General features: G+C 57.1%; 17 protein-coding genes. 5 read left to right on the forward strand and 12 right to left on the reverse strand.

Annotated elements, in window-relative coordinates:
• The first annotated feature begins 3 nt into the window (after nt 1–3).
• On the forward strand, nt 4–1932 hold the full coding sequence (locus OXE05_02040) for a hypothetical protein (protein ID MCY4436099.1): 1929 nt from the start codon (nt 4–6) through the stop codon (nt 1930–1932).
• Nucleotides 1933–2229: 297 nt separating this feature from the next.
• On the opposite strand, the gene OXE05_02045 is transcribed toward OXE05_02040, so the two are convergent.
• From OXE05_02045 to OXE05_02090, 10 genes are all read right to left on the reverse strand, one after another.
• Complete coding sequence (locus OXE05_02045; protein MCY4436100.1) at nt 2230–3375, reverse strand: YncE family protein; 1146 nt, start codon at nt 3373–3375, stop codon at nt 2230–2232.
• A gap of 155 nt (nt 3376–3530) precedes the next feature.
• Nucleotides 3531–4370, reverse strand: a complete 840-nt coding sequence (locus OXE05_02050; protein MCY4436101.1) for a sulfurtransferase — start codon at nt 4368–4370, stop codon at nt 3531–3533.
• Between the two features lie 283 nt (nt 4371–4653).
• On the reverse strand, nt 4654–4941 hold the full coding sequence (locus OXE05_02055) for a hypothetical protein (protein ID MCY4436102.1): 288 nt from the start codon (nt 4939–4941) through the stop codon (nt 4654–4656).
• 13 nt (nt 4942–4954) lie between these two features.
• Nucleotides 4955–5524 carry a cytochrome c gene (locus tag OXE05_02060; protein MCY4436103.1) on the reverse strand — a complete coding sequence of 190 codons (570 nt, stop codon included), beginning with the start codon at nt 5522–5524 and terminating at the stop codon, nt 4955–4957.
• Between the two features lie 5 nt (nt 5525–5529).
• Nucleotides 5530–6042, reverse strand: a complete 513-nt coding sequence (locus OXE05_02065) for a DUF3341 domain-containing protein (protein ID MCY4436104.1) — start codon at nt 6040–6042, stop codon at nt 5530–5532.
• A 10-nt stretch (nt 6043–6052) separates the two neighbouring features.
• A complete protein-coding gene (nrfD, locus tag OXE05_02070) occupies nt 6053–7420 on the reverse strand; it encodes a polysulfide reductase NrfD (GenBank protein MCY4436105.1) in 1368 nt (455 codons plus the stop codon).
• 59 nt (nt 7421–7479) lie between these two features.
• The gene (locus tag OXE05_02075) at nt 7480–8853 is read right to left on the reverse strand and encodes a hypothetical protein (GenBank protein MCY4436106.1); all 1374 of its coding nucleotides are present in this window, start codon (nt 8851–8853) and stop codon (nt 7480–7482) included.
• Complete coding sequence (locus OXE05_02080; GenBank protein ID MCY4436107.1) at nt 8789–9523, reverse strand: 4Fe-4S dicluster domain-containing protein; 735 nt, start codon at nt 9521–9523, stop codon at nt 8789–8791. The genes OXE05_02075 and OXE05_02080 overlap by 65 nt, the downstream gene beginning before the upstream one ends.
• Nucleotides 9524–9613: 90 nt before the next feature.
• A complete protein-coding gene (locus OXE05_02085; protein MCY4436108.1) occupies nt 9614–11875 on the reverse strand; it encodes a molybdopterin-dependent oxidoreductase in 2262 nt (753 codons plus the stop codon).
• A 9-nt stretch (nt 11876–11884) separates the two neighbouring features.
• A complete protein-coding gene (locus OXE05_02090) occupies nt 11885–12424 on the reverse strand; it encodes a cytochrome c3 family protein (protein MCY4436109.1) in 540 nt (179 codons plus the stop codon).
• Between the two features lie 633 nt (nt 12425–13057).
• On the opposite strand from OXE05_02090, the gene OXE05_02095 reads away from it, so the two are divergent.
• Nucleotides 13058–14605 carry a sulfatase-like hydrolase/transferase gene (locus tag OXE05_02095; protein ID MCY4436110.1) on the forward strand — a complete coding sequence of 516 codons (1548 nt, stop codon included), beginning with the start codon at nt 13058–13060 and terminating at the stop codon, nt 14603–14605.
• Nucleotides 14605–14967, forward strand: a complete 363-nt coding sequence (locus OXE05_02100; GenBank protein ID MCY4436111.1) for a hypothetical protein — start codon at nt 14605–14607, stop codon at nt 14965–14967. Before OXE05_02095 ends, OXE05_02100 begins: the two co-directional genes overlap by 1 nt.
• 214 nt (nt 14968–15181) lie before the next feature.
• Here the strand turns inward: OXE05_02100 and OXE05_02105 are convergent, their stop codons facing one another.
• Nucleotides 15182–16000 (reverse strand): sugar phosphate isomerase/epimerase, encoded by an 819-nt coding sequence (locus tag OXE05_02105; protein MCY4436112.1) that lies wholly within the window; start codon nt 15998–16000, stop codon nt 15182–15184.
• Between the two features lie 184 nt (nt 16001–16184).
• Between OXE05_02105 and OXE05_02110 the strand changes: the two genes are divergently transcribed.
• Both OXE05_02110 and OXE05_02115 read left to right on the forward strand, forming a co-directional pair.
• The gene (locus OXE05_02110) at nt 16185–16922 is read left to right on the forward strand and encodes an amidohydrolase family protein (protein MCY4436113.1); all 738 of its coding nucleotides are present in this window, start codon (nt 16185–16187) and stop codon (nt 16920–16922) included.
• 24 nt (nt 16923–16946) lie between these two features.
• The gene (locus OXE05_02115; GenBank protein ID MCY4436114.1) at nt 16947–17699 is read left to right on the forward strand and encodes an amidohydrolase family protein; all 753 of its coding nucleotides are present in this window, start codon (nt 16947–16949) and stop codon (nt 17697–17699) included.
• A gap of 277 nt (nt 17700–17976) precedes the next feature.
• On the opposite strand, the gene OXE05_02120 is transcribed toward OXE05_02115, so the two are convergent.
• Nucleotides 17977–21207 (reverse strand): lamin tail domain-containing protein, encoded by a 3231-nt coding sequence (locus tag OXE05_02120; protein ID MCY4436115.1) that lies wholly within the window; start codon nt 21205–21207, stop codon nt 17977–17979.
• Nucleotides 21208–21440 lie beyond the last annotated feature (233 nt).

A 21440-nucleotide genomic window follows, 5' to 3' on the forward strand; every position in this document is an offset into this window, starting at 1 on the left:
TTCATGATTGGCACGTACCGAAACGCGTGCGGCCGCTCTCGTTTCCGCGTTGGTCTCATCATACTTGCGTTGTTTGCTGCCTTTATGCCTTCAAGCCTGCAAGCTAACGATGATACCATCTCTTTCCCTGAAACCGGCATGTCGGTTTCATTCGGATTCAAGAAGTACTTTGAGGAACGAGGCGGTCTGGAAATCTTCGGGTATCCTATTACTCCGGAGATTCAAGAAAACGGATTTACCGTGCAGTACTTTCAGCGCGCGCGCTACGAGTACCATCCCGAGCACGCTGGGACCCGCTACGAGGTGCAACTGGGGCTGCTTGGCGACATTCTGACCAGCGGCCGCGATTTTCCCAAAGCAATTCCTGTCCCAACGACGGAAAACCAGCGATATTTTCCGGAAACAGGTCATGTCGTTAGCGGCACTTTCTTGCGTTTCTACAACTCGCGAGGGGGACTGGATATCTTCGGCTATCCCATCTCGGAAGTCATTCAAGAGAACGGCAGAAGCGTGCAATACTTTCAAAGATCACGCTTTGAGTATCATCCTCAACTGCCGGAGCAATATCAGATAACGCTTGGCCTGCTTGGTGAAGAATTAGCAGAGCAGGTAGGGCCGCGTGGGCAGTTTTGGGTCACGGGAATGCCCGAAACGCTCATGACAAGACAGGCCGTTGACTTGCAGGTAGCAGTGCAGAACGTCAGCATCGCGCGCTGGTCGCAATCGGGGACCGGTGCAGTCTCCGTGGGGTATCGTTGGCTCAACCAGCACGGCGCAACGGTGGCGGTGGGTCCACGGAAACCGCTTCCCCATGCTGTTCCTGCAGGCAGCGTAGCAACGCTTGCGTTTTCCCTCACTACGCCACCAACAGGAGGATCGCACATACTGCAGTGGGATCTCTGGCAGCAGGGGCGAGGATGGGCGGCATTGCGAGATCCATCAGCAGGCTTGCGTCAAGCCTACATCATCCAAGTGCCTCAGCCTACTCCAACACCTACTCCCACGCCCACGCCGGCACCAGTTGCAACGCCGACACCTACCCCGTTTGTAACGAGCGGCGTAGATGGTATGACAATCCGGGTTGGCGTCTTTTCTACTACCAGTGAGAGCATGCGCATTTCCGGTGACGGGAGATTCAGCGCAAGAGATGAGGACGGGAGAACTACTTACAACTTTCAAGCTGACGAGATTGTCACCGTGACGCATTTGCCGTCTCAGTCGAGCTATCGCTTGACGGTTGACGGGCGTACCGTGGCGGAATTCGCTTCCTATGCGCGCTTCGTCGCCCGTGGCAACACTATTCTGACCGTGCTCGACATGCCACGCTTCAAACAGTACCGGAACGTGGTCGAAGTCCGCTATTCCACGTATTCTGAACGTATGTGGGCCATCAACGAGCTGCCGATGGAGTACTACGTGAAGGGCATAGGCGAGGAGCCGGAGTCGTTCCCGGCTGAAGGATTGAAAGCAGCCACCGTCGCCTACCGCACATATGCGCTTTCACACATGGATCCACAGTGGCCGGGACTGGGATGTATCTGCGGCAAGGAACCGTTCGACATTACCGCGGGCACGGAGAAAGAGTTCAAACCGTACGTGAACTCACACCAATTGTACTTGGGCTACTACCGCGAGACGTTCGGCAGTAATCTTGAGGCGGCCGCAAACGCTACGCGCGGCCAGTTCATGACCTATGACGGCAAGTTGATTCGCGCCGCTTACTATGCGACGGCCGACGGGAGAACGCGGTCGTGGAGTGACTTTCCGTGGGCGGTGAGTGTGCCGGATCCGGTGAGTGAAGGTTCCACACTCGACGGGCACGGCTGGGGCATGCCGATGAGGAGCGTTATTACGCTGGCAAACCGAGGAATGACCTACGACCAGATCCTCAAGATGTACTACACTGGCGTGGAATTGACGAAGCTGTATTAGATTGCAGCGCCATGCGTGGGCTACGCAATGTGCCCGGGCTGGTGCGGCCGAGTTGGGCATGGGGCGATCCTTGTTTGTCCCTACGCGCAGAGTCACGGATAGATCGTAAAGTTGGGCTCATGCCGGGTTTAAGGAGACTGCTGGCGTCGTTTGCCGGCATGAATCTCCCTATAGGATTGAGCATGCCGGCGGGGTACTTGCTTTGGGAGCAGCACTGTAGCAGATTAGGAAAGGCCGGTCTCACATGTGAGACCGGCCTCTCTACTTGTCGCCGATTCGCCCCAATACCAAGCCCGCTTACAGTTGCCGGATGGCTATGCCGTGGTAGTCCAGCGCCGGCAGTTCGCCTTCATCCGTAAGCTCACCTTGAATCAGGATGTCCATGACCTGCCTGGTCTCCACCGCTACAACCACCACTGCGGGCAGTTCGCCGGCGCCGGACATAGCACCGGCATCCGTAGGTCCGCCACCCCGCAAAAGGATGAACGCGAAGACACCGTCAGGTGAGAAAACCAGGAGGTCCGGCGCTTCCCCGACAAAGGGTATCCGCTCGATGTATTCGTCGAACTCGGTGCTAATGATGCCGACGTTGCCGGTCCAGCGGTTGGTAATCCAAATCTCGGAGCCGTCGGGCGTCAGCGCCATGCCGTGCGCTTCGGCGCCGCGGGTTGCGTCCTTGGCGACTACTTCATGCGTTGCGGTATCAAATACGTAGAAGAGGCTCTTCGCGTCTCGCGAGCCCCCGGTGACGTACATCTTGGTGCCATCGGGCGAGAGGACGCTCATCAGGTTCACCTTGACCTCTTCCGGCGAGTACGCCTTGACCAAGGTGAAAGTCTCCAAGTCCAGAATGACCAGCCCGCCATCGGCAAGGGCAGGGCCCAGCGTCACATATGCGTAGCGCCCGTCTCGGGTGAACGCAGATGAAATCGGATTTGCAGAGGGGAACTCGTCTGCCCGTTCCTTCACGAGCGGGTCTTCCGCAATTATGAGCCTACGGCCAATGGAGAACGTCTCCGCAGCGTGGTCCGATACGATCTCCACCAACTCTCCGGTCTTGATCACGGAGACAAGCACGCCGCTATCATCCGGATAAATGTCTGCGGCATGGCTCGCAGGCCCCGTATCGAATGTGGCGATTACCTGCCGGTCCTCCGCTCTAACGACAGCGGTGTTGCCGGAGACTGTGCTGGCGATCCACGCGTACTTGGAGTCACTTGTAAAATTGATCCAGTGTGTCCGCTCCAACCCCGCCCCAGAGAGATCAACTGTCTCCACCACCTCAAGCTGCGGGTTGATGATGTGGATGATGTTGTTGGTCTGGTCCATGGCCCAGACTTCGTACTTGGCCGTGGAAATGGGTATCTCCGGCTGAATGACGTACGTGCCGCAAGCTGAAGCCAGCAAGCTTACGGCAAGGATTGCAAGCAATGGCGCAAACATCCGGCGCCAACTTGCCGACGCGGTTGATGCGGAGTGCCTAATCAAACTCAACATTTCGTTATCCTCTTGCTTCCTTAAGAGACTTCCCTGGGAAACTTTCTTGTAACCCAATATTGTGTGTCCTACACTCACTCAATCCAGTGGGACGGTGTCTGCTACTTTTCGATGGGTACCCCGATCATGCTGCCCCATTCCGTCCAGGAGCCGTCATAGTTGCGCACATCCGGGTAACCAAGCAGATACTTGAGCACGAACCAGGTGTGAGACGAGCGCTCGCCGATCCGGCAATACGTCACGATTTCTTTGTCGGGAACGATGCCTTTTCCGGCGTAAATCTCGTACAATTCATCGGCAGACTTAAATGTACCGTCTTCCGCCACGGCCGATGCCCACGGGACATTGGCAGCGCCGGGAATGTGACCGCCCCGCTGGGCAGTCTCCGGAAGGCCCGGCGGCGCCAGGATTTCGCCAGTGAACTCTTGCGGCGAGCGCACATCGACAAGGCCGACATTTGGGTTGCCCAGGCGATCCTGCACACCGCCCTGGAAGACGCGGAGGGCGGCATCCGGGTCTTGGGCCGCGTAGGCGGTGGCCGCAATGTGAGGAATGTCGGAGGTAATCGAGCGGCCCTCGTCCAGCCACTTCACACGGCCGCCATTCATCAGGCGCGCGTCCTTGTGACCATAGATCTTGAGAATCCAGTGGGCGAACGCAGCGAACCAGTTGTTGTTGTCACCATAGAGGACCACAGTGGTGTCCGGAGTAATGCCGCATTGGCCCAAGAGTTGCTCCAGCTCTTCTTTGCCAATGAGGTCGCGGCGCACCGGGTCGTTGAGGTCGGACTGCCAGCCCCAGTCCACGGCACCGGCAATGTGTCCCGTCTCGTAGGCGGTAGTATCCACGTCTACCTCTACAAGCCGGACGTTGTCGTCGCCACCGTGCTGGGCTACCCAGTCTGTGGAAACGAGGACGCCTGAGTCGGCGTATTCACTCATGAATCCTTCTCCTTACCAAGCGAAATTACTTAAGTTGACCAAGTTGCTCTACATAGTAGCAAAAGCACAAAATTTTTGTCAAGGAATGTAGCAGTCGAGATTAGCAGCCCTGGCGACATCAGGTGTCGAGCGGCGCGCTCGCGAGAGTCGAAATAGGCTGAACGTCTGTTAAATGCAAAAGCGAGGACCCTCTGAGGATACCTCGCTTTGTTGCCTATCGCTAGATTCCGGTTGGCGCTTCCCCGTGCCGCTCTAACGCAATTGCCAGACCCCCAATTGGGAGCTAGATCCACTTTCGCGGGAAGATTTCTAAGTAAACGGAAACCGTTTCCCACGTTATGTAGTAAAGGAACAGGGCAAGGAGCAGCGCAACGATGGTGGCGCCATAGAATACGGGGCGTAGTCTGGCAAATCCCTCCGGTAGGTCGCGCGTGCCGACCAGAGACGGGATGATGGCGTGAGCCATCAAAAAGGAAACAGCCGTGGCAACCATCATGAAGAGTGCCAGCCAAAAGAATATGAACCCCGTATGTAACTCGTCCCAGATTGGTAGTGCTAGTGCATGGTCCATGGATTGCTATCTCCTACCCCGCGTCGCTTTCCTGCAGTGAACGTATGAAAAGTATGAGTTCCCAGCGTTCTTCGGGGGTTAGTAAATTGCCAAACGAGGGCATGTTGCCCAGGCTATTGGTTAAAATCCAGTAAATCTCGCCATCTGTACGCTCATTGGTAATCCGGTCTCCCTGCATTGCTTGCGGCAGTGGGTCAAAATAGAGCCCCACCGGTCCTTCACCTCGACCATCCGCGCCGTGGCAGTGTTTGCAGTTGGTCATGAAGAGTTGCTCGCCGGATTCAATGCGTGCGGGCGTGCTGGAGAGGGGATTGGCTATCTCCACCGCTTCCGCGAAACTGTATTCGCGCGCTTTTCCGGTCACCGGCACAGAGTCGGCAGGAGGCAAGCGCCGAGGCGGTTCCTGCTGACGGTAGGACTGCTGATAGTGCATCTCCGGAAAGACGTCCCAAACATACCCATAACACGACGTCAATAGACCGGCAAGCAGCGTGCCGAATATGATGGTCAGCACCACCCAACGCGGGGGCGCCACATCTCCTATCGAGCGGAACAGGCCATGAAAGTGTAGCCGGTCTCGCATTCCGGTTAGCTCCGTCCTTGCTGCTTCACTTCTTCAGCGCCGGCTTCCGTAAGCGTCGTCTGAGCCGTATCTGCCTGCGCATCATCGTCACAGCGCACCACCAACCCTACATAGCCTTCAGTTATGCGCGAGTCGTAGAGATCATTGGAGAGATTTGGCAGCCGAGACTCGAAAATCACGCCCATGATGGTAAAGATGAGCGCCCCGAGCATCGTGCCTTCATACATGATGATAAACATGGGAGGAATGCCCAAAATGGGCTTGCCTGCCGTTACGAGCGGGAAGGAAAGTTGTGTACCGGCCGTCACCATGAGACCCACGGCGAAACCGATTATGGCCCCGCCAAGGGGGAAGATGAACAGTCGATGGTCTCCGGAGTCTTCGCCGAAAGCCCCTTCCGGGTAAGGCGCGCCGGTGAGCACCTCGTAGTCGGTCGGGCCGAACCCCGAAGCCTGCAGGCGGTCCGCAGCCGCGGCCGCGGTGTCTGCCGTTTGGAATAATCCCAGAACACTGGGCATGGTTGCCTCCCTATTCTCTCACTATTGCGGGCAAGCGTAACTTGCCGATGCGGAATTCGCGCTTCCAGATATGACCCTCTTTTTCCTCCCAGATAGGGATGACGGGGAATATCTTCGAAAACAGTAACAACAGCAATCCGACATTGGCGAACGAGAAGATCACCAAGGCTATTTCAACGAGGCTGGCAGAGTAGTCTCCCCAAGCAAATGCATCGGGATGCCGACGCTGTAGCGTGGGAACAATGATTAAGAAACGTTCCAGCCACATGCCGATGTTCACGACGAGGGATGTTATGAGCATGATGCCGATGTTCCTGCGGAATTTCCTGAACATCCAAATTGGCACCGGCAGGAAAACGTTGCACGTAATCATCAGGAGGAATAGGTAGAGATACGGCGGTGAAAGCCGCAGCTTCATTACCTCGTATTCCGCTTCTTCATTGCTCAATAGCGCGAAGACAACATCCAGGAAATAAAAGTACGCCCAGGCCAATGCAACAACAATGAGAAGCCGGCCAATCATATCGAAGTGTTCAGGGCGAATGTAGTCGTGGAGTTGGAAGAGAGATCGCATGACTGCCATCAGGGCGATAACTGCCGCCACACCGGAAAGCACAGCTCCTACAACAAAGTAAGGTGCGAAAATGTGCACGTGCCAACCGGGCACAAGCGACATGCCGAAGTCCCAAGACACGATGCTGTGGACGGATACAAACACCGGCAAGATAAGCGCCGAAAGCAGTAAGCCGGTAGCATTGAGCAGTTTCCACTGCCGCGCATTGCCGCGCCAGCCCAGGCAGAGCAACCCATACACAAAGCGTCGCCAGCCGGTCGTCTTGTCTCTTGCCAAAGCGAGATCAGGGATCAGTGCGGCATAGACAAATAGAATACTCCCCGTCAAGTACGTAAAGATCGCGCTTGGGTCCCAAACGAGCGGGGACCGGACATCGGGCCAAATGCCGCGTACGAAGTCGTACGGAAACGCCCAGTAAAGCGTGCGCCACGGTCGTCCGGTGTGAAGTACGACAAAGAGCGCCGCGGTAAGAAGTGAAAACACCGTCATGACCTCAGCGGCCCGCACCACCGGACGGCGCCATTCTGCTGCCGATAGCCGCAAGATAGCGGAGATCATGGTGCCCGCGTGGCTAATTCCCACCCAGAACACGAAGTTGATGATGAAGAAGCCCCAAAAGACCGGATGGTTGAGACCGGTCACGCCCAAGCCGTACGTTACCAACAACGTGGCGGCAACAACGCCGAGACCCACTAAGCCCATCAACAACAGCAACAGAACATAGAAAATCATCGGTGTCTCTAACACCGACCGCAGTAGGTCTCGATTAATCTGAATAGGCGTGAGCCGTGGGCGCTCATGCATTAGGTCTAAACTCCTTCATTGGGCGCGCACCGGTATGAAAGGGCAATGAGCTCGCTGTCTTACTGTGGCTTGATGACATACGGTACCTCAGCGTTCAAGAATTTTTCATTGCGGCGCAGTAATACGCCCTCCTGCATTTCCCAGTTAGACAGCGGTCCTAGAGACTTTACTGCCCACGTTACCAGGAAGATGGCTCCTGCTAATCCTCCGACGATAATTAGTACATCAGCCAAGTCAGGCCAGGGGATAGCGATAGCCTCGTGCAACTCATGATCTAGAGGGTCCTGGGTCGAGAGATATGCGGGCACGAAGTCGATAATGCGCTGAATGAAGATGCCAAAGAGGGAGAGGGCCGCCACAACTGTGGGACCGGCCACGCTCTTACGCCAGGGATTCCACATGAGGATGAGCAACGGCAACACAAAGCAGCAAATGAAGGCGGTGACGAAGAGCCAGGTGTTCTCGCCGAAGCTTCGCGTTCCGATCGTGACCACCGTTTCCCGGGGGACACGCCCGTACCACGTAGTGAGGAAGTCCGCCCACCAGTGGTACGCCCACGCCAGGTTGAGCGCGAGCATGATTTTGGCCACGTTCCAAAACTGGTCTACGGTGATGTAGCGCTGCAGACCATAGAACCGGCGAAGCAACGCCATGACAACAATGGTCGTAGCGGTTGCGGCAAGCAAGCCGTTGATGCTATAGAACGCCGGGAACATAGAGCTCTTCCACCCGGGCACAAGCGTCATGACGTAGTCAAGACTGATCAAGGACTGAACAAAGATGAAATTCATCACATAGCAGCCACCAAGGACGGCCAAGCCAATGCGGTGTACTTTCCACTGCTTTGGCGTTCCAATAAAAGAACCTGAGAGCAGCCGAGCCAAGCGATGAGTGCCGCCGCTTTGTACGCGCAGGGAAGCAAGATCCGGTATTGCCTGCACCCAGAGAAACGCAAAGCCATTTGCTACGAGCATAAGTACGAATATCGTGTCATAGAAGTGCGGTGCGCCCCACGGCCAGTTGAACCACACGGTTATGCGTTCCGCACTTGAGGGCACCAACCAAAGCAGTGGGAGAAAGAGCAAGACGTTAAGGAGTCCGGCAACTGCCACGACTTGTGAAGCTCGTGTCAACGGGCCATGCCAACGCGCGCGGGCGAGCCGCGGGACAAATGACACCATCGGCGCTGCTTGGCCTACCGTGAAAAGAAACCCGAACACGGCGGCGTAATAGCCCCACGGACCCCGATCTTCCAGACCGGACCCGAGTCGAATGACAAAGCCTGCAACTCCGCCCAGGAACAGCAGGAACAGGATCAGCAGCGTGAGCCGGTAGGCGCCGCTGCTCCCTAGTGCCCGCTGAAAGATGTCACGCGCTATTTCTGCCGGAGCTGGCAGCGGTTCCAGCGTGTGCTGGTGCTGTCTCGCTTGCATGCGGATCAACCTTCTTCAAGTAGATCACATTGGTATCGGTGCCAAGGTTTTCCATTACGCGGTAGTGCCGCTTGTTCTTAGCTAACTGTGCGACCCGCGAGTCTTCATCTTCGAGGTTGCCGAATACGAGTGTATCGGTTGGGCACGCCTGCACGCATGCCGGCGCCACGTCGCCATCCTGCAACTCTTCATCTGCCTGCCGGCGCTCCCACTCGCTCTTGCGAATGCGTTGCACGCAGAACGTGCACTTTTCCATGATGCCCTTGGTGCGGACCGTAACATTCGGATTCAGATACTCTCTGTGGGTGTCTTCAAGATCTCGTTCCCAAAAGTTGAAGAACCGCGCATGATACGGGCAATTGTTGGCGCAGTAGCGCGTTCCAATGCAACGGTTATACACTTGAACGTTCAGGCCCTCTTGGTTGTGGTACGTGGCGTACACCGGGCACACAGGTTCACAGGGGGCATTGTTGCAGTGCTGGCAGAACATCGGCAGGAAGCGCGCCTTTACATTGGGATATTCCCCTTCCCAATAGCGCTCAATCCGAATCCAATTCATCGCGCGCTGCTGCAAGACGATGTCTTCCAGGTTGAGGGCGATGTTATTTTCCGCATGGCAAGCAACGACGCAAGCCTGGCAACCGGTGCAGCGGTCTAGGTCCACCACCATGCCCCAGCGTCGGCCAATGCTTGCCACCGGCTTGCTTGTGTCTTGTTCTTGTCCTTCAGCGTCCTGTCTCAACGCCGTCTCTCCCCGCTTCTATTGAGTTTCGTTCGTGACTTGGAACGTCTTTTCATCGGGCATTTGCACTGGCGCCGTGATGCCTTCGATGCGCGGCAGGCGGGTCCGTCGCCCAGTAGGCGCAATCCGCACCCGTGTAGCCGACCACGCAAGAGCACCAGTCTGTTCCTGAATGACAGGCGCCAGCATACGCAGCGCATTTTCGCCGCGATTCTCGGCGTACCTTCCTAGTTCCTGGTGGCCTTGGCCAAGCGGCACACTTACCACACCCTCCCCGATGCCGGGATAGGGGTACGCTGGAGCCAAGAGTGACCCGGCCGTGGAGGTAATGCGCACAATGTCGTTTTCCTGTATGCTCAATGCTTCCATTGTCTTCGGGCTAAGCGCCACCCATGTTCCCCAAACTCCGGTGGTCATGGGATCAGCGGTGGACTGCAGCCACGGTGACGCGGCGAGACTGCCGCTCCCATCCCCGAGCAGTACCGATGGCGTAACAATGAGATGATACGGATAGTCTTCTGCATCACTACTGAATTCCGGTTCCATTGCCGGAACTCCACTTAGATCGGGTGCCTCTGCCGTCACGGGTTCAGAAGCCACCCACCAACCCCCGCGTTGCAGGACCGACAACCAAAATACTTCGGGATCGTCGCTTGTAACTGAGCCGTCACCGCGAGCCTGAAGCTCATCAACGCTTGCTCGTATAGCATCTCTCATCGAATCCCACGGCAGTGCTTCGGCAAGCGGCCCACCCAGAGTTTGCGCCAACCCAAGCAACACGTCCGCGAACGCCCTCGTGCCGGCCGCGCCTTCGAATTCCTGATGGTATGGGCGGACGACAGGTTGTTGGACGCCAAGGGTAGAGTACTCTGCGCCCAACGGTGGCACGCTCGTGCCCCAGCTTTCCAAATAGTGATGATCAGGCAGGATCAAGTCCGCCAATGCCGTGGTCTCGTCCAAGACATTTGAAAAGCTGACAATATAGGGTATTGCATCCAAGACACCGGCTGCATTCAGAACCCCAGGAAGCCCATAAACAGGATTGGCGCCATGGATCAAGAGTACTTGCGGTACTTGGCCGCTTTCTATCTCGCTCAGGAAAGTCTCCCACTCTTCATACGAGGTCACCGGGGCTTCAGCGGGAATGTCCGGCAAGGGGGACGGGGCATTCAGCAGCACGCCGCCTTGCCGTCCCACGTTGCCTTTCAAAAGATTAAGGGCGAAAATGGCGGCCATGTTGGAGAGCCCATTCGTATGGCCGGCAGCGCTGCCACCGCCCATCGCCACCGCAGTTGGCGCCGCGGCAAAGTCATGGGCAACCCTCTCAATTACCTCAACCGGCACGCCGGTCACATCAGCGACCTGCTCGGCCGCGTAGGCATCCAAAGATCCTTCGCCGCCGGTTAGCGGCTGGAGCGCAGCGGGCACCGGCCTGCCATCCAATACTGCGTGGGCAATGCTCAGCGCCAGGATTCCCTCCGTGCCGGGGTTGACCGGATGCCATTCGTCAGCATTCGCCGCCGTCATCGTCAAATGCGTATCGAAATGCGCGAACGTACCTCGAGAACGGTTTTCTCCCTGCCTGAATTCCCCATATGCCTGTCCGTAATGAACCGGAGAATCTCCGCCCTCCAGGAAGTTGCCGCCAATGGAGAGCACATAGGCAGTGTTTGCAATGTCAAATTGCGGCACGCGGGTAGTCCCAAACACCTGTGCACTGGCTTGCCGCACGGCGGCCTGCTCAAGGGGCTCGAACGTCAGCCAACGTGCGCCGATATTCTGGGTAAACCGTTCAAGGATCATGCCCAAGTGCCCGTTTACGGGCTCAGTAATCATGACTATGCCGCCATTTTGGGCAGCGCTGAGCCTCTCCTGAAAATCCGGCAGCACATCATCCCAGCGCATGAATCTGTAGCGACCGGAGCCTCGGTTGCGTCGTGGGATCATCGGGTTGGGGATTCGATCGGGATTGTAGAGGGTTTGGAGGGCCGCCTGTGCCCGGGCGGAAGACTTACCGCGGTTCAAGGGGTAGTCGGGATTGCCTTCAATCTTGCGTGCGCGACCGCTTTTTACCCGCACAATCACGCCGCAGCCATCGCCGGAATCCTGACAGATACTGGCATACCAGGTATCCAGCCCAGTAATCGTATCCTCCGGAATCTCCACCGGGCTTTGAATGTGGAATTCACGATCCGGCGTGCCGCAACCCGCAAAGGCAACAGCAGCGCCCATCCCTAGGCCCGATGTACCAGCTAATTTCAGGACGTCGCGTCGACGCATGACTCTCCTCTACCGGTGACAGATCGTGCAGTCTGTCGGCGCGTTATTCTCTCGATGACACGCAAGGCAGTCGCCCATATTGAGGGAACGCACCTGCTTCACTCGCTCCATCGATCCGACATCACCGTGACACGTTGCGCATTCGAAGCCTGCTTTGATGTGCGGCGCGTGAACAAAGCGCACGTGGTCCGGCATGACGTGCACGCGCACCCAATCGATGGGCTGCTGGTTCTCCCAGTATGCTTGCAGTTTTTCGATCTCGGCAACGTGCAATGGGTTAGTTACCTTCGGATTCTCACCATTGATTACGCGATGGCACATCATGCACTGTTCAATTGCCGGAATTGTAGCCTCCGCGCCGGTCTCAACGTTGCGGTGACAAAATACACAGTCGATGTCATTTTGCTCAACGTGAACCGTATGCATGAATTCAATCGGCTGCTCTGGCCCGTCCGCAGCCTGCGTCAGCAATGTAACGCCGCCAATAGTGAGGAGTCCAATAATAACGACGAGGGCGCCTATCGTGATGCGCAACGTACGAGGGTTCATGCCCGGTCTCCTCGGTGACGATGTAAGGCAGCTAGAATCCTATGCCCAATCTCTTTGGGGCAAGAGCACAGGGTAGCTGCTGACAAGCTTGGTTCCGGGGCGGTTATGGACACTAAACTCCCTGGCGAGGCGCCAGGGCGGTCAACATTTGGCCGTCTCTGATATGTCCGATCTGTCACGGATTGGTGCTTCCTTGAGGGTTTAGTCTGCGCCTGAAGCAACGGCACTTTGCTGTCCGGTAAAGACACAATATTTCATGCTCGCTCGCGCCTCGATCTATTATACTAATGCCCACCCAAGATGCAAATAATCCGCCCGGCCTCATTGCAGGACCAGTTCTTTGCATGTGGTTTAGTTACAATAACACGTGCGGCGGTTCCCACTTGCGACCGAAAAAATCTATTCACGTCGCCAAAAAGCAACGAAAAGTAAGGTAGCATAATTTGGCATAGCCTGACAAATCATGCTCCTCGAAGAAGATCTGACGACGAGAAATAGCCGAAATCGTGGGGGCTTTGCCCGCCAATGTCGGCGGTAGCTCGGGCTGCCGCGTGTGGCCGCGACACTTGCAAGGGTTCACACACTCGCTCCTGGCCCTGCACCGTTGTAGCAACCGAACATGGGAGATACTAAATGTCTAATTCTCGACCAAATCTGTTGCTCATCATGTGCGACCAACTGCGCTTTGATGCACTGCGGGCTGCAGGGAACGAACTAATCCAGACCCCAAATCTCGATCGCCTCTGCGCCGAAGGTGTGCGATTTGCCTATGGCTACACGGAGTCACCGGTGTGCGTTTCGGCGCGCGCAATCTGCATGACCGGCCAACTACCTCACCGCACGGGCATCTTCGATAACGGATATGCGCTGCCGGCCACCTATCCGACACTGATGACCCGACTACGTGCCGCTGGGTACACCACGCAAGCCGTCGGCAAGATGCATTTCACTCCCGTGCGCGAGCAGCACGGTTTTGATCGCATGTGGCTCAGCGAGGAAGTTCCCCGCAGCGTGGAGAATGATGAGTTCTTGCAAGATGTGCTTGCAGCCGGGTACAGCCACGTGGAAGAGCCGCACGGCATCAGGCATGAGCTTTACTACGTCCCCCAGATTTCACAATTGCCTGAACGCCTCCACACCACGGCCTGGACAGCACAGAAGACTATCGATTTCATCGAAGAACGTACCAATGAAGACGCACCATTCTTCTGCTGGACATCTTTCATCAAGCCTCATCCTCCGTTCGACCCGCCGTCACCGTGGCACCGGCTCTACCGCAGCACTGACATGCCTCTCCCGGTGCGCAGTGAACAAGAGATTTCGTGGCATACCTGGTTTCAGCGGAGCCAAAACCGCAGCAAGTGGATGGATCTCTTTCCGGACGACAACCTACTGCGCACAATGAAGGCGTACTACTTCTCATGCGTTTCGTTTATCGATAGCTGGATTGGCGAAATTCTGGCAGCCTTGGAAGCCACCAATCAGCGAGAGAACACGTTGATCATGTTCGTTGCCGATCACGGTGAGTTTCTCGGTGACCACTACGCATTCGGCAAGCGCAACTACTACGAGCCCGCATGCCACATTCCGTTCATCGTCTCGTGGCCGGGCACCCTGCCGGAGGGCGCCGTGCGCGAGCATCTCGTGGGTTTACAGGACGTAACGCCAACTCTCCTGGCCGCTGCGGGTCTGGAAGCGCAGGCGCCCGATCTCGATGGCATGTCTCTCTTAACCGCGGCCGGTCACGATGGCTTGGTGGGCAGGCCCTATCTCTTTGGGCAGATCAAAGAGAAGGATCTCGGCATGTACTGCGCGATGAATGATGAATGGAAATACGTCTATTGCGCGCCGGACCGCATGGAGTTGCTTCTCAATTACCGCGACGGCGGCAATGAGCTGATCAATTACGCCAATGAACCCAGTCTCACCGGCACAAAACAGGAGCTGAAGGCGGCCCTTATTGCACACTTCCGAGCCGCGCGATACGAGGACCCGCTGGATGGCGACGACTGGGCGCTCTTCCCGCAACCGACGCACGCCTGGTTGCGCTTGGATGAAATGGAGAATAAAGAGCGCGTAGGTCGCGGCTGGCAATTTGCAAGGTGGACGAAAAGATACCCCGTAGATGGCCGGCAGCGCCCACAGCGGGAGAACTACCAATTCGTCGACGGGACGGAGTGATGGTAGGTGACATAATTCGCTATCGCGTGCTGCCCCTCGTCCTTGCCTTCACGCTCGTATTCCTCTTTATTTTCGTGCTCGTGCGCCTGGCGAGTTCCGGTGCGGACGTCGTTGAGGAACGGGAGCGCGCAATTGGCCTCGCTCAAGACATCTACGCGCAGAAGAGAGCTGACGGTGTCGACTTTTCCAAAGGACCGTGCCTGTCGGAAGAGCTCATGAATGGATGGGCAGCGGACATCGTTCACTCGCCGCGCCAGCCGGTGGACGACCTGCCGGAGAATCAGTGCCAGTCATACCGGGCCGGGAAGGCGTTTCGATTAGTCGAATTGGATCCGGACGGCAACGTCATTCGCGCTCAATGAAGCGCCAGGCGAGCTGCGTCGGGTACTCAGGGAGGTCCAAAACTAATGCCGCCCGTCAGGATACGTTCGCGCCCCTAAGACGTATCCTGCAGGCGGCATTCCGGTGTGAGTTGCACTTTGCACACGAAAGCAAGGTGCTCCTGCTTTCGGCGCACTATATTATGGGGGCCAGAGCCTAGTAAGTAAAGCCGCAGCTTAGGCTGACCGTACTTTCCTAGGCGCTCGCGATGATCGTATCCAGGCTGGTACTAATGTCCAAGAGGCTCTTTTCGGGAAATACATCGTGTAGCGGAATTTCGGCGGAGAGGTAGCTGTCGTACCCAATTGAGCGTAAGCAGCGGCGGACTGCCGTCCAGTCAACGTCGCCTTGCAAGAGGGTTACAAATCCGTGACGATTGCCAACGTCGACCTTGAAATCCTTCACGTGTACCTTCTTGATGCGGTCTGCGAGGATCTCGATCCAGTGCTGCGGGATCGCCCAACCGAGGAAGTTTCCAACATCAAAGTAACAACCCACATACGGGCTGTTCACTTCATCGATCAAGTTTCGCATCTCGACCGGCGAAAGCAGGAATTTATTCCACACGTTCTCTACGGCTACGTGAATCTGAAGGTCTTCCGCAATCGGCGCAACCTGCTTTAAGCCCTCCAGCGTGCCTTCATATGCGATATCGTAGCGCACGTCCACGCTCACGGTGCCCGGCACGACCAGCAGGCTCGTGCCACCGAGAATCTTTACTACTCTCAAGGCTTTGGCGATGTTCTCAACGCCTTTTCTAATCTGATCTTCGTCGAGGGTTGTGAGTGGCGCGCTCCGAATCGGTTGCCCTCCCATGAGGCCATGGATTGTGACAGTCTTCTCCGCGTGATCGCGCAGCCGCTTGAGATCATCCTCCGAAGACTCCGTGGTGATCGCTCCGTCCATGGTGAGGCTCGGCTCGATGCCTTCAAATCCTGCCGCATGCGCCATGCTCATCGCGTCGACAAGAGGAATGTCACTGCCGAAACAGTTGCCGCAGACCGCTTTCTTCATGGCTCTCTTTCACCTTTGCTATGCAACGTCAGTCTTTGGAAGTACGTGTAAACAACACCGGCTGATGGAAACGGGTGCCTATCGCATGTAAGGCCTGCCATCTAGTATACCGGAACCGGCCGTTCAGAATTCTTGCGTTGCGGAAAGTGCTCTGGTAGCCTGTCTCCCCAAGAGGAGTACCGCCATGATTATTGATGCACACGTGCACGTCGGCACTTCCACAGCGTACAACTTTGGCGCGACTGCGGACGATCTGCTCCGGCTTGCGGATGAGAACGGTATCGACAAGCTATTCGTGACCGACTTTACGGCGCTCGTGCACGATATGCGCGAGGGAAATGACGCTCTGGGCAACGCGATGCGTCAGCATCCGGACAGAATTCTGGGTTACGTCAGCATTCCAACCATGAATTTTGACAATGGCGCGCTCGAAGAAATCGACCGCTGCGTGCACGAATACGGCATGCGCGGCATCAAGATCTACTCGTACGCGATGATCCCCCTGGTGCGCCCCTCTGTTTTTCCTGTGCTGGAACGAGCGGCCTCGCATCGCATGCCGATCTTGGCGCATTCCACCGGCGAAGAGTGCGAGGTGATGGCCTCGCGCGTGCCGGAAGCAATGCTCATGATGGCGCATTCTGGCAATACGGCGCTGGCCAGGGGAGACTGGATGCGCGCGGTGCAGGCTGCGGAGCGAAACCCTTCACTCCTGCTGGAGACCGCAAGTAGCTCGGTAAATAACGGCTCTCTGGAGTACACGATCGATCGAATTGGCCCGGAGCGCATAATCTTTGGTACGGACATGCCGCTGCTAGAGGTTAGTGTGCAGATGGCCCGCGTCAGTGGAGCCGAAATCAGCCAAGCCGACAAGGACTTGATATTCGGCGGCAATATGGCGCGTATGCTGGCGCTCAATGCCTAGCGGTGGAATGGGACGGTGAAAAAAATGACGGTTTGGGACTTTTCCGGTTTTGTCGGGGCCTGGGGCTACTGGCCCCTCAAGCAGCGCACTGCGGCTGACGTCATCACGCTCATGGACTCCCACTCCATTGAGCGTGCGGTAGTGGGCTCGACGCGGGCCTTGCAGTCCGATTGGCGTCTTGGGAACGATGAGGTTCTCGCAGCGGCGGCAGCATCCAATGGCCGCCTTATTCCTTTTGTTACCGTTGACAGCACTGAGGCCGATACGACCGAACTGATTGGAGAGTATGCTGCCGCCGGCGCAAAGGGAATACGCTGCTATCCCAGCCATCACCACAATACGCTGCCTGCACAGCTTGAGCCGCTGTGCGCTGCGGCGCAGGCAAATGGACTTGTCGTTACCTTAGTGATGCGCGCGATCATGGACTGGTCGTTCCCCGTTGCATCCATTGAGTCCTTTGAGCGGCTTTTCTCTCAGTTTCCTGGCGTACAATTCGTGATCCACGGTTTAAATTACGGCGAAGAGTCTTGGAACGGTGTTCACCTCTTGAACACGTACGCCAACGTTTGGCTGGAGACGTCATGTTTGCAGGGCCTCGCTGCAATGGCGCAATTGGTTTCGCAGGCGGACGCAGATCGCGTGCTGCTCGGTATAGGCCTTCCGCTGCAATATCCTGCTTGCGGCATTGCAAAGCTGGAGAAAGCGAAGATTTCCAACTCCGACAAGGAAGCGATTGCGCATCTCAACGCGAAACGCCTACTCGGCAACTCTGCGTAGGCGCACTTCAGGATGCTGCTATAAGAGGAAATCCCAACTGCTCTTCTATTGCCGCAGTATTGCCCACGAAGCTTGAGTCTCGCGGAGGGGCGGGACGTTGCAGCTTGCAGTCTGACTTGACACTTTGCCTGGGTCGAAACTCGTAGCTTTGAGTCTTGGCGTGTCCGCCACCTGAGCTACACTTACCACCCCTCCGGTGTATCCTTGCTTTGCCAAGCCTTCCGCGCCCAATTCAAGCAGTACGCCTCGTTGCTTAGATTGTACGCAACTTGGTCGATCATGGCAGCGACAGACTCTTTCCACGTGTGAGCGATTTAATTAGCAGGAAGTTGATTACATCCCGCGCGTATTGCTTGGCAACGCGGGGTGCATTCCAGTCCCGCAATGCATCCGCCAGTCTGGATTCATAGGTTCTTGCGGGAGCGACATAGTGGACGCGCAACTCCGGCACTGCATCGCGCCACTCGATGATGCCATAGAGCACAACAGGGCCGAGCGGGACTGCCCTTGTGTGGGGGTCGAGTCTGATGAAGCTGACAATAGTGTCGTAAATAGGCTTTCCAGTGAAGTCACTCGTCTGCGATATGTTGCCTTTTGACCGCACCAGAGTTCCGGTTGGCGCACGTTTCATCAATGCTTGGGTGAAGGGAATTGAATGCGGTAGCGATCTACCTGACAGGTACTCGATACTGTTTCCAGGCGCAAGATAGAGATCGGTCCGAGTGTCGCTAAAGTAAGCAGAAACGGTGAGGCGAATGCGGCTTCCGGTTGGCGGAATTGAAGCTTCTATTGGCAAGTGGAGAATGGCACCGCCACAATTGTCAGCAATGAAGACGAGCGTCTCGTTCGGCAGCGGACGAATCTCGGTAACAATGCCTACGACTTCCACGCGCTGTGGCGATTGAGGACGGGGAATATCCGTAAGGCATTGCAGAACTGTTGGCGTTGGAGTTGCGGTGGGTGGCGGCGTCGGTGTTGCCGTTGGAGCCGGTGTTGGCGTGGGCGAGGGCATCGCCGTGGCGCGTGGCACCGCGGTCGGTGGTATGGCGGTGGGCGTTGGTGAAGGTGAAGGTGATGGTGATGGTGATGGCGTGAGGACAGGCGTCGGCGATGGCGGCTTGGGGGTAGGCGACGGAAGCGGCGTGGGGGTCGGACTGGGCTTGGGTAGTGGCGATGGCACCGCTACCGGTGTGGGAGTGGGCGGTGGCGGGACAGCGCCCGGTGACGGTACGTCTACACGCAGGGCTGCCGGAGCGCTCGGAGAGGTAGCCTCGCCAACGACCCGGTGGAGCGATTTCCCACCTGAAGCTGACGGAAAGAGCCCGCGCAGTCCCAAGTATCCATCGGGATCATATCCATAGGCTACGACATTGATGACGTCGCCTTTATCGCTCAGCAGGGCTACCGTGGCGCCGGAGTTCGCCAACGCCCACGTACGGCGAGAGACTCTCCGGTCGTGGACCAAGTTGGGCACGTCAGACGTGTTGCGGTATCCCGCTCCTGAAGCGCGCGCCTCGAAGTCCGGCTGTGTGCCAAAGTAGGCGGTGAATTGCTGGGCATTCTTCGCGATGACGATGATGTCCCCTGGCGCAAGCTTGGTTCCAGCGGGAAAGCCGTAGGCTACCGCACTGCGGGCCGTCGCGCTCTGGATCAAAATGCGCACGCGCACGAGATATGCCACTCTGTTGCCTTGGTTCTGGATCTCGATGAACTCATCGCCCTCCGTCCGGGGAATCTGCCCATCGTAGTAGATCCCCGTTATGCGAAGAGACTGTGGCACAGGCCGCGTTGGTCCTCGTGAGTCCGCGCCTTGCGTAGCTTCTCTTGCACTATTCGCATCTGAGCTTGTTCTACGGGCCGGTCTTGGCGTGGGAGTTGGTGTCTCGTTCGACGTTTCTTTGGTGCGTATAGATACGTCCACCCAATCCCCGGTGCCGTCAGGAATTCGTGCTCTGCCGACGGCATCTTCTGCTATGGCGTAATCGACCTCGATGACAACCTCTCCGTAGCCGTCGAGGAGACGAAGGCTGCCGCTCTGCGGGAGGGGAAAGACTTCGACTATCTCTTCAACGACTAGGAAGGTCCCAGGATCAACTTGGGTGCCTATTGGGAACAAGTAAGGAGGATCGCTCACGTCGCTTCCGGTGTCGATGGACCAGCAGGTTAGCTTCACCGGAATAGAGTCAATACTGTATAGCTCTATGTAGCCTGTCGGTTCCAGACTTAGACTGGGAACTATCTCATTGAACACGATGTTGCGGCTCTCGTTGCTCGGACACTCAGGAATCGTGGGCGTTGGCGTCGGCGTCGGGGTGTGAGTAGGGGTAGGTGTTGGCGATGGCATCGGAGTAGAAGTAGGCATAGGCGTTGGTGAAGGTATGGGTGTTGTCGTAGGTAAAGGTGTAGGTGTCGGAGTTGGCGTGGGTGTAGGTAATGGCGTGGGCGTAGGCGTAGGCGTAGGCGTGGGAGTCGGCGTTGGCGTTGGCGTAGGCGTGGGAGTGGGCGTGGGTGTAGGCGTAGGCGTTGGTGTGGGTGTTGGGGTCGGATTCGCTGCGCCTTTGGTCGGCGTGGATACCGTTGCCCAGTCGGACGAGCCGTCCGGAACCCGCGCAAACGCCGCGCCATCTTCGCCGATAGTATAGTCGGCCTGATCCATTGCTTCGCCATCCGGATCAAGGAGACGGACGGTACCGCTCCTGGGGAACGGGAAGATTGTCTCTTCCTCTCCAATGACCAAGAAGCCGCCAGGCTCGATGTGCGTACCGTTCGGCAGGAGGTAAACATCGGGACTCGGCTCGCTGCCGGTAGCTACGGACCAACAGGTCAAATCCACGAGAGCGGAGCCTCGATTATAGAGCTCGGCCCAGCTTGACTGCTCGTTGGGAATACCGGGAAAGACCTCATTGATGACGGCGGAGGGGCTGGGATCGGTGGGGCACTCAGGTGGTGTGGGCGTGGGGGATGGCGTCGGCGTAGGAGTAGCAGTAGGCGTCGGCGATGGCGTGGGTGTTGGGGTCGGATTCGCTGCGCCCTTGGTCGGCGTGGAGACCATTGCCCAGTTCGACGAGCCGTCCGGCACCCGCGCCATCGCCGCGCCGTCTTCAGTGATCTCATAGCCGACCTGGTCTATTACGCTGTATTCGAAGCTTTCAAGGTCGAACGCGCGGAGTCGGAGGGTTCCGCTCTGCGCAATTGGGCTAAGCGACATACCGTAATCAATGACAAAGTACCCGCCGGGCGGAATGGAAGTGTCGACCGGGATGTCGTAAACGTAACCTGTAGATTCACTGCCGGCGTCAAGCTGCCAGTATTCCTCCAAGTTGACGGTATTCGTGGCGCTTGTGTTGTACAACTCAATCCAGCTTGTGGTACCGTCGGCGTAATCCGGATAGATCTCGTTGATTACGACGGTGCCGTCGGCGTGAGCGCTTTGAGGGGAGACGAGGCAAGCGAGCAACGCCGCAAGAACAAACCTTGTCCAAAGAGACAGCCTACATCGCCGCGCCACGGTGGAAGGAATCCCTCGCCGACATCGCTCTTCCTTCTTTTCGCACACGAGGAATGCAGACTGTATCTCCGAAGCCGGCACACGTAAGTCAGCGTGCGCTCATGGGGAGCAAGGGTTTCACGGGTACGTCTCTGCTCGGGCGCGGCTGCCTCACCATGTATTCTCAGACCGGCCCGATGCGGCCGTTTGACACCGGACTCCTCGAAGTGCATGTGTGTAACCGCTATAGTAGC

Source organism: Chloroflexota bacterium (assembly GCA_026710945.1).
GTDB lineage: Bacteria > Chloroflexota > UBA11872 > VXOZ01 > VXOZ01 > VXOZ01.

Coding starts and splice junctions, on each gene's coding strand:
- OXE05_02040 (MCY4436099.1), top strand. CDS start 4: ATGATTGGCACGTACCGAAACGCGTGCGGCCGCTCTCGTTTCCGCGTT.
- OXE05_02045 (MCY4436100.1), bottom strand. CDS start 3,375: ATGTTTGCGCCATTGCTTGCAATCCTTGCCGTAAGCTTGCTGGCTTCA.
- OXE05_02050 (MCY4436101.1), bottom strand. CDS start 4,370: ATGAGTGAATACGCCGACTCAGGCGTCCTCGTTTCCACAGACTGGGTA.
- OXE05_02055 (MCY4436102.1), bottom strand. CDS start 4,941: ATGGACCATGCACTAGCACTACCAATCTGGGACGAGTTACATACGGGG.
- OXE05_02060 (MCY4436103.1), bottom strand. CDS start 5,524: ATGCGAGACCGGCTACACTTTCATGGCCTGTTCCGCTCGATAGGAGAT.
- OXE05_02065 (MCY4436104.1), bottom strand. CDS start 6,042: ATGCCCAGTGTTCTGGGATTATTCCAAACGGCAGACACCGCGGCCGCG.
- nrfD (MCY4436105.1), bottom strand. CDS start 7,420: ATGCATGAGCGCCCACGGCTCACGCCTATTCAGATTAATCGAGACCTA.
- OXE05_02075 (MCY4436106.1), bottom strand. CDS start 8,853: ATGCAAGCGAGACAGCACCAGCACACGCTGGAACCGCTGCCAGCTCCG.
- OXE05_02080 (MCY4436107.1), bottom strand. CDS start 9,523: ATGGTGGTGGACCTAGACCGCTGCACCGGTTGCCAGGCTTGCGTCGTT.
- OXE05_02085 (MCY4436108.1), bottom strand. CDS start 11,875: ATGCGTCGACGCGACGTCCTGAAATTAGCTGGTACATCGGGCCTAGGG.
- OXE05_02090 (MCY4436109.1), bottom strand. CDS start 12,424: ATGAACCCTCGTACGTTGCGCATCACGATAGGCGCCCTCGTCGTTATT.
- OXE05_02095 (MCY4436110.1), top strand. CDS start 13,058: ATGTCTAATTCTCGACCAAATCTGTTGCTCATCATGTGCGACCAACTG.
- OXE05_02100 (MCY4436111.1), top strand. CDS start 14,605: ATGGTAGGTGACATAATTCGCTATCGCGTGCTGCCCCTCGTCCTTGCC.
- OXE05_02105 (MCY4436112.1), bottom strand. CDS start 16,000: ATGAAGAAAGCGGTCTGCGGCAACTGTTTCGGCAGTGACATTCCTCTT.
- OXE05_02110 (MCY4436113.1), top strand. CDS start 16,185: ATGATTATTGATGCACACGTGCACGTCGGCACTTCCACAGCGTACAAC.
- OXE05_02115 (MCY4436114.1), top strand. CDS start 16,947: ATGACGGTTTGGGACTTTTCCGGTTTTGTCGGGGCCTGGGGCTACTGG.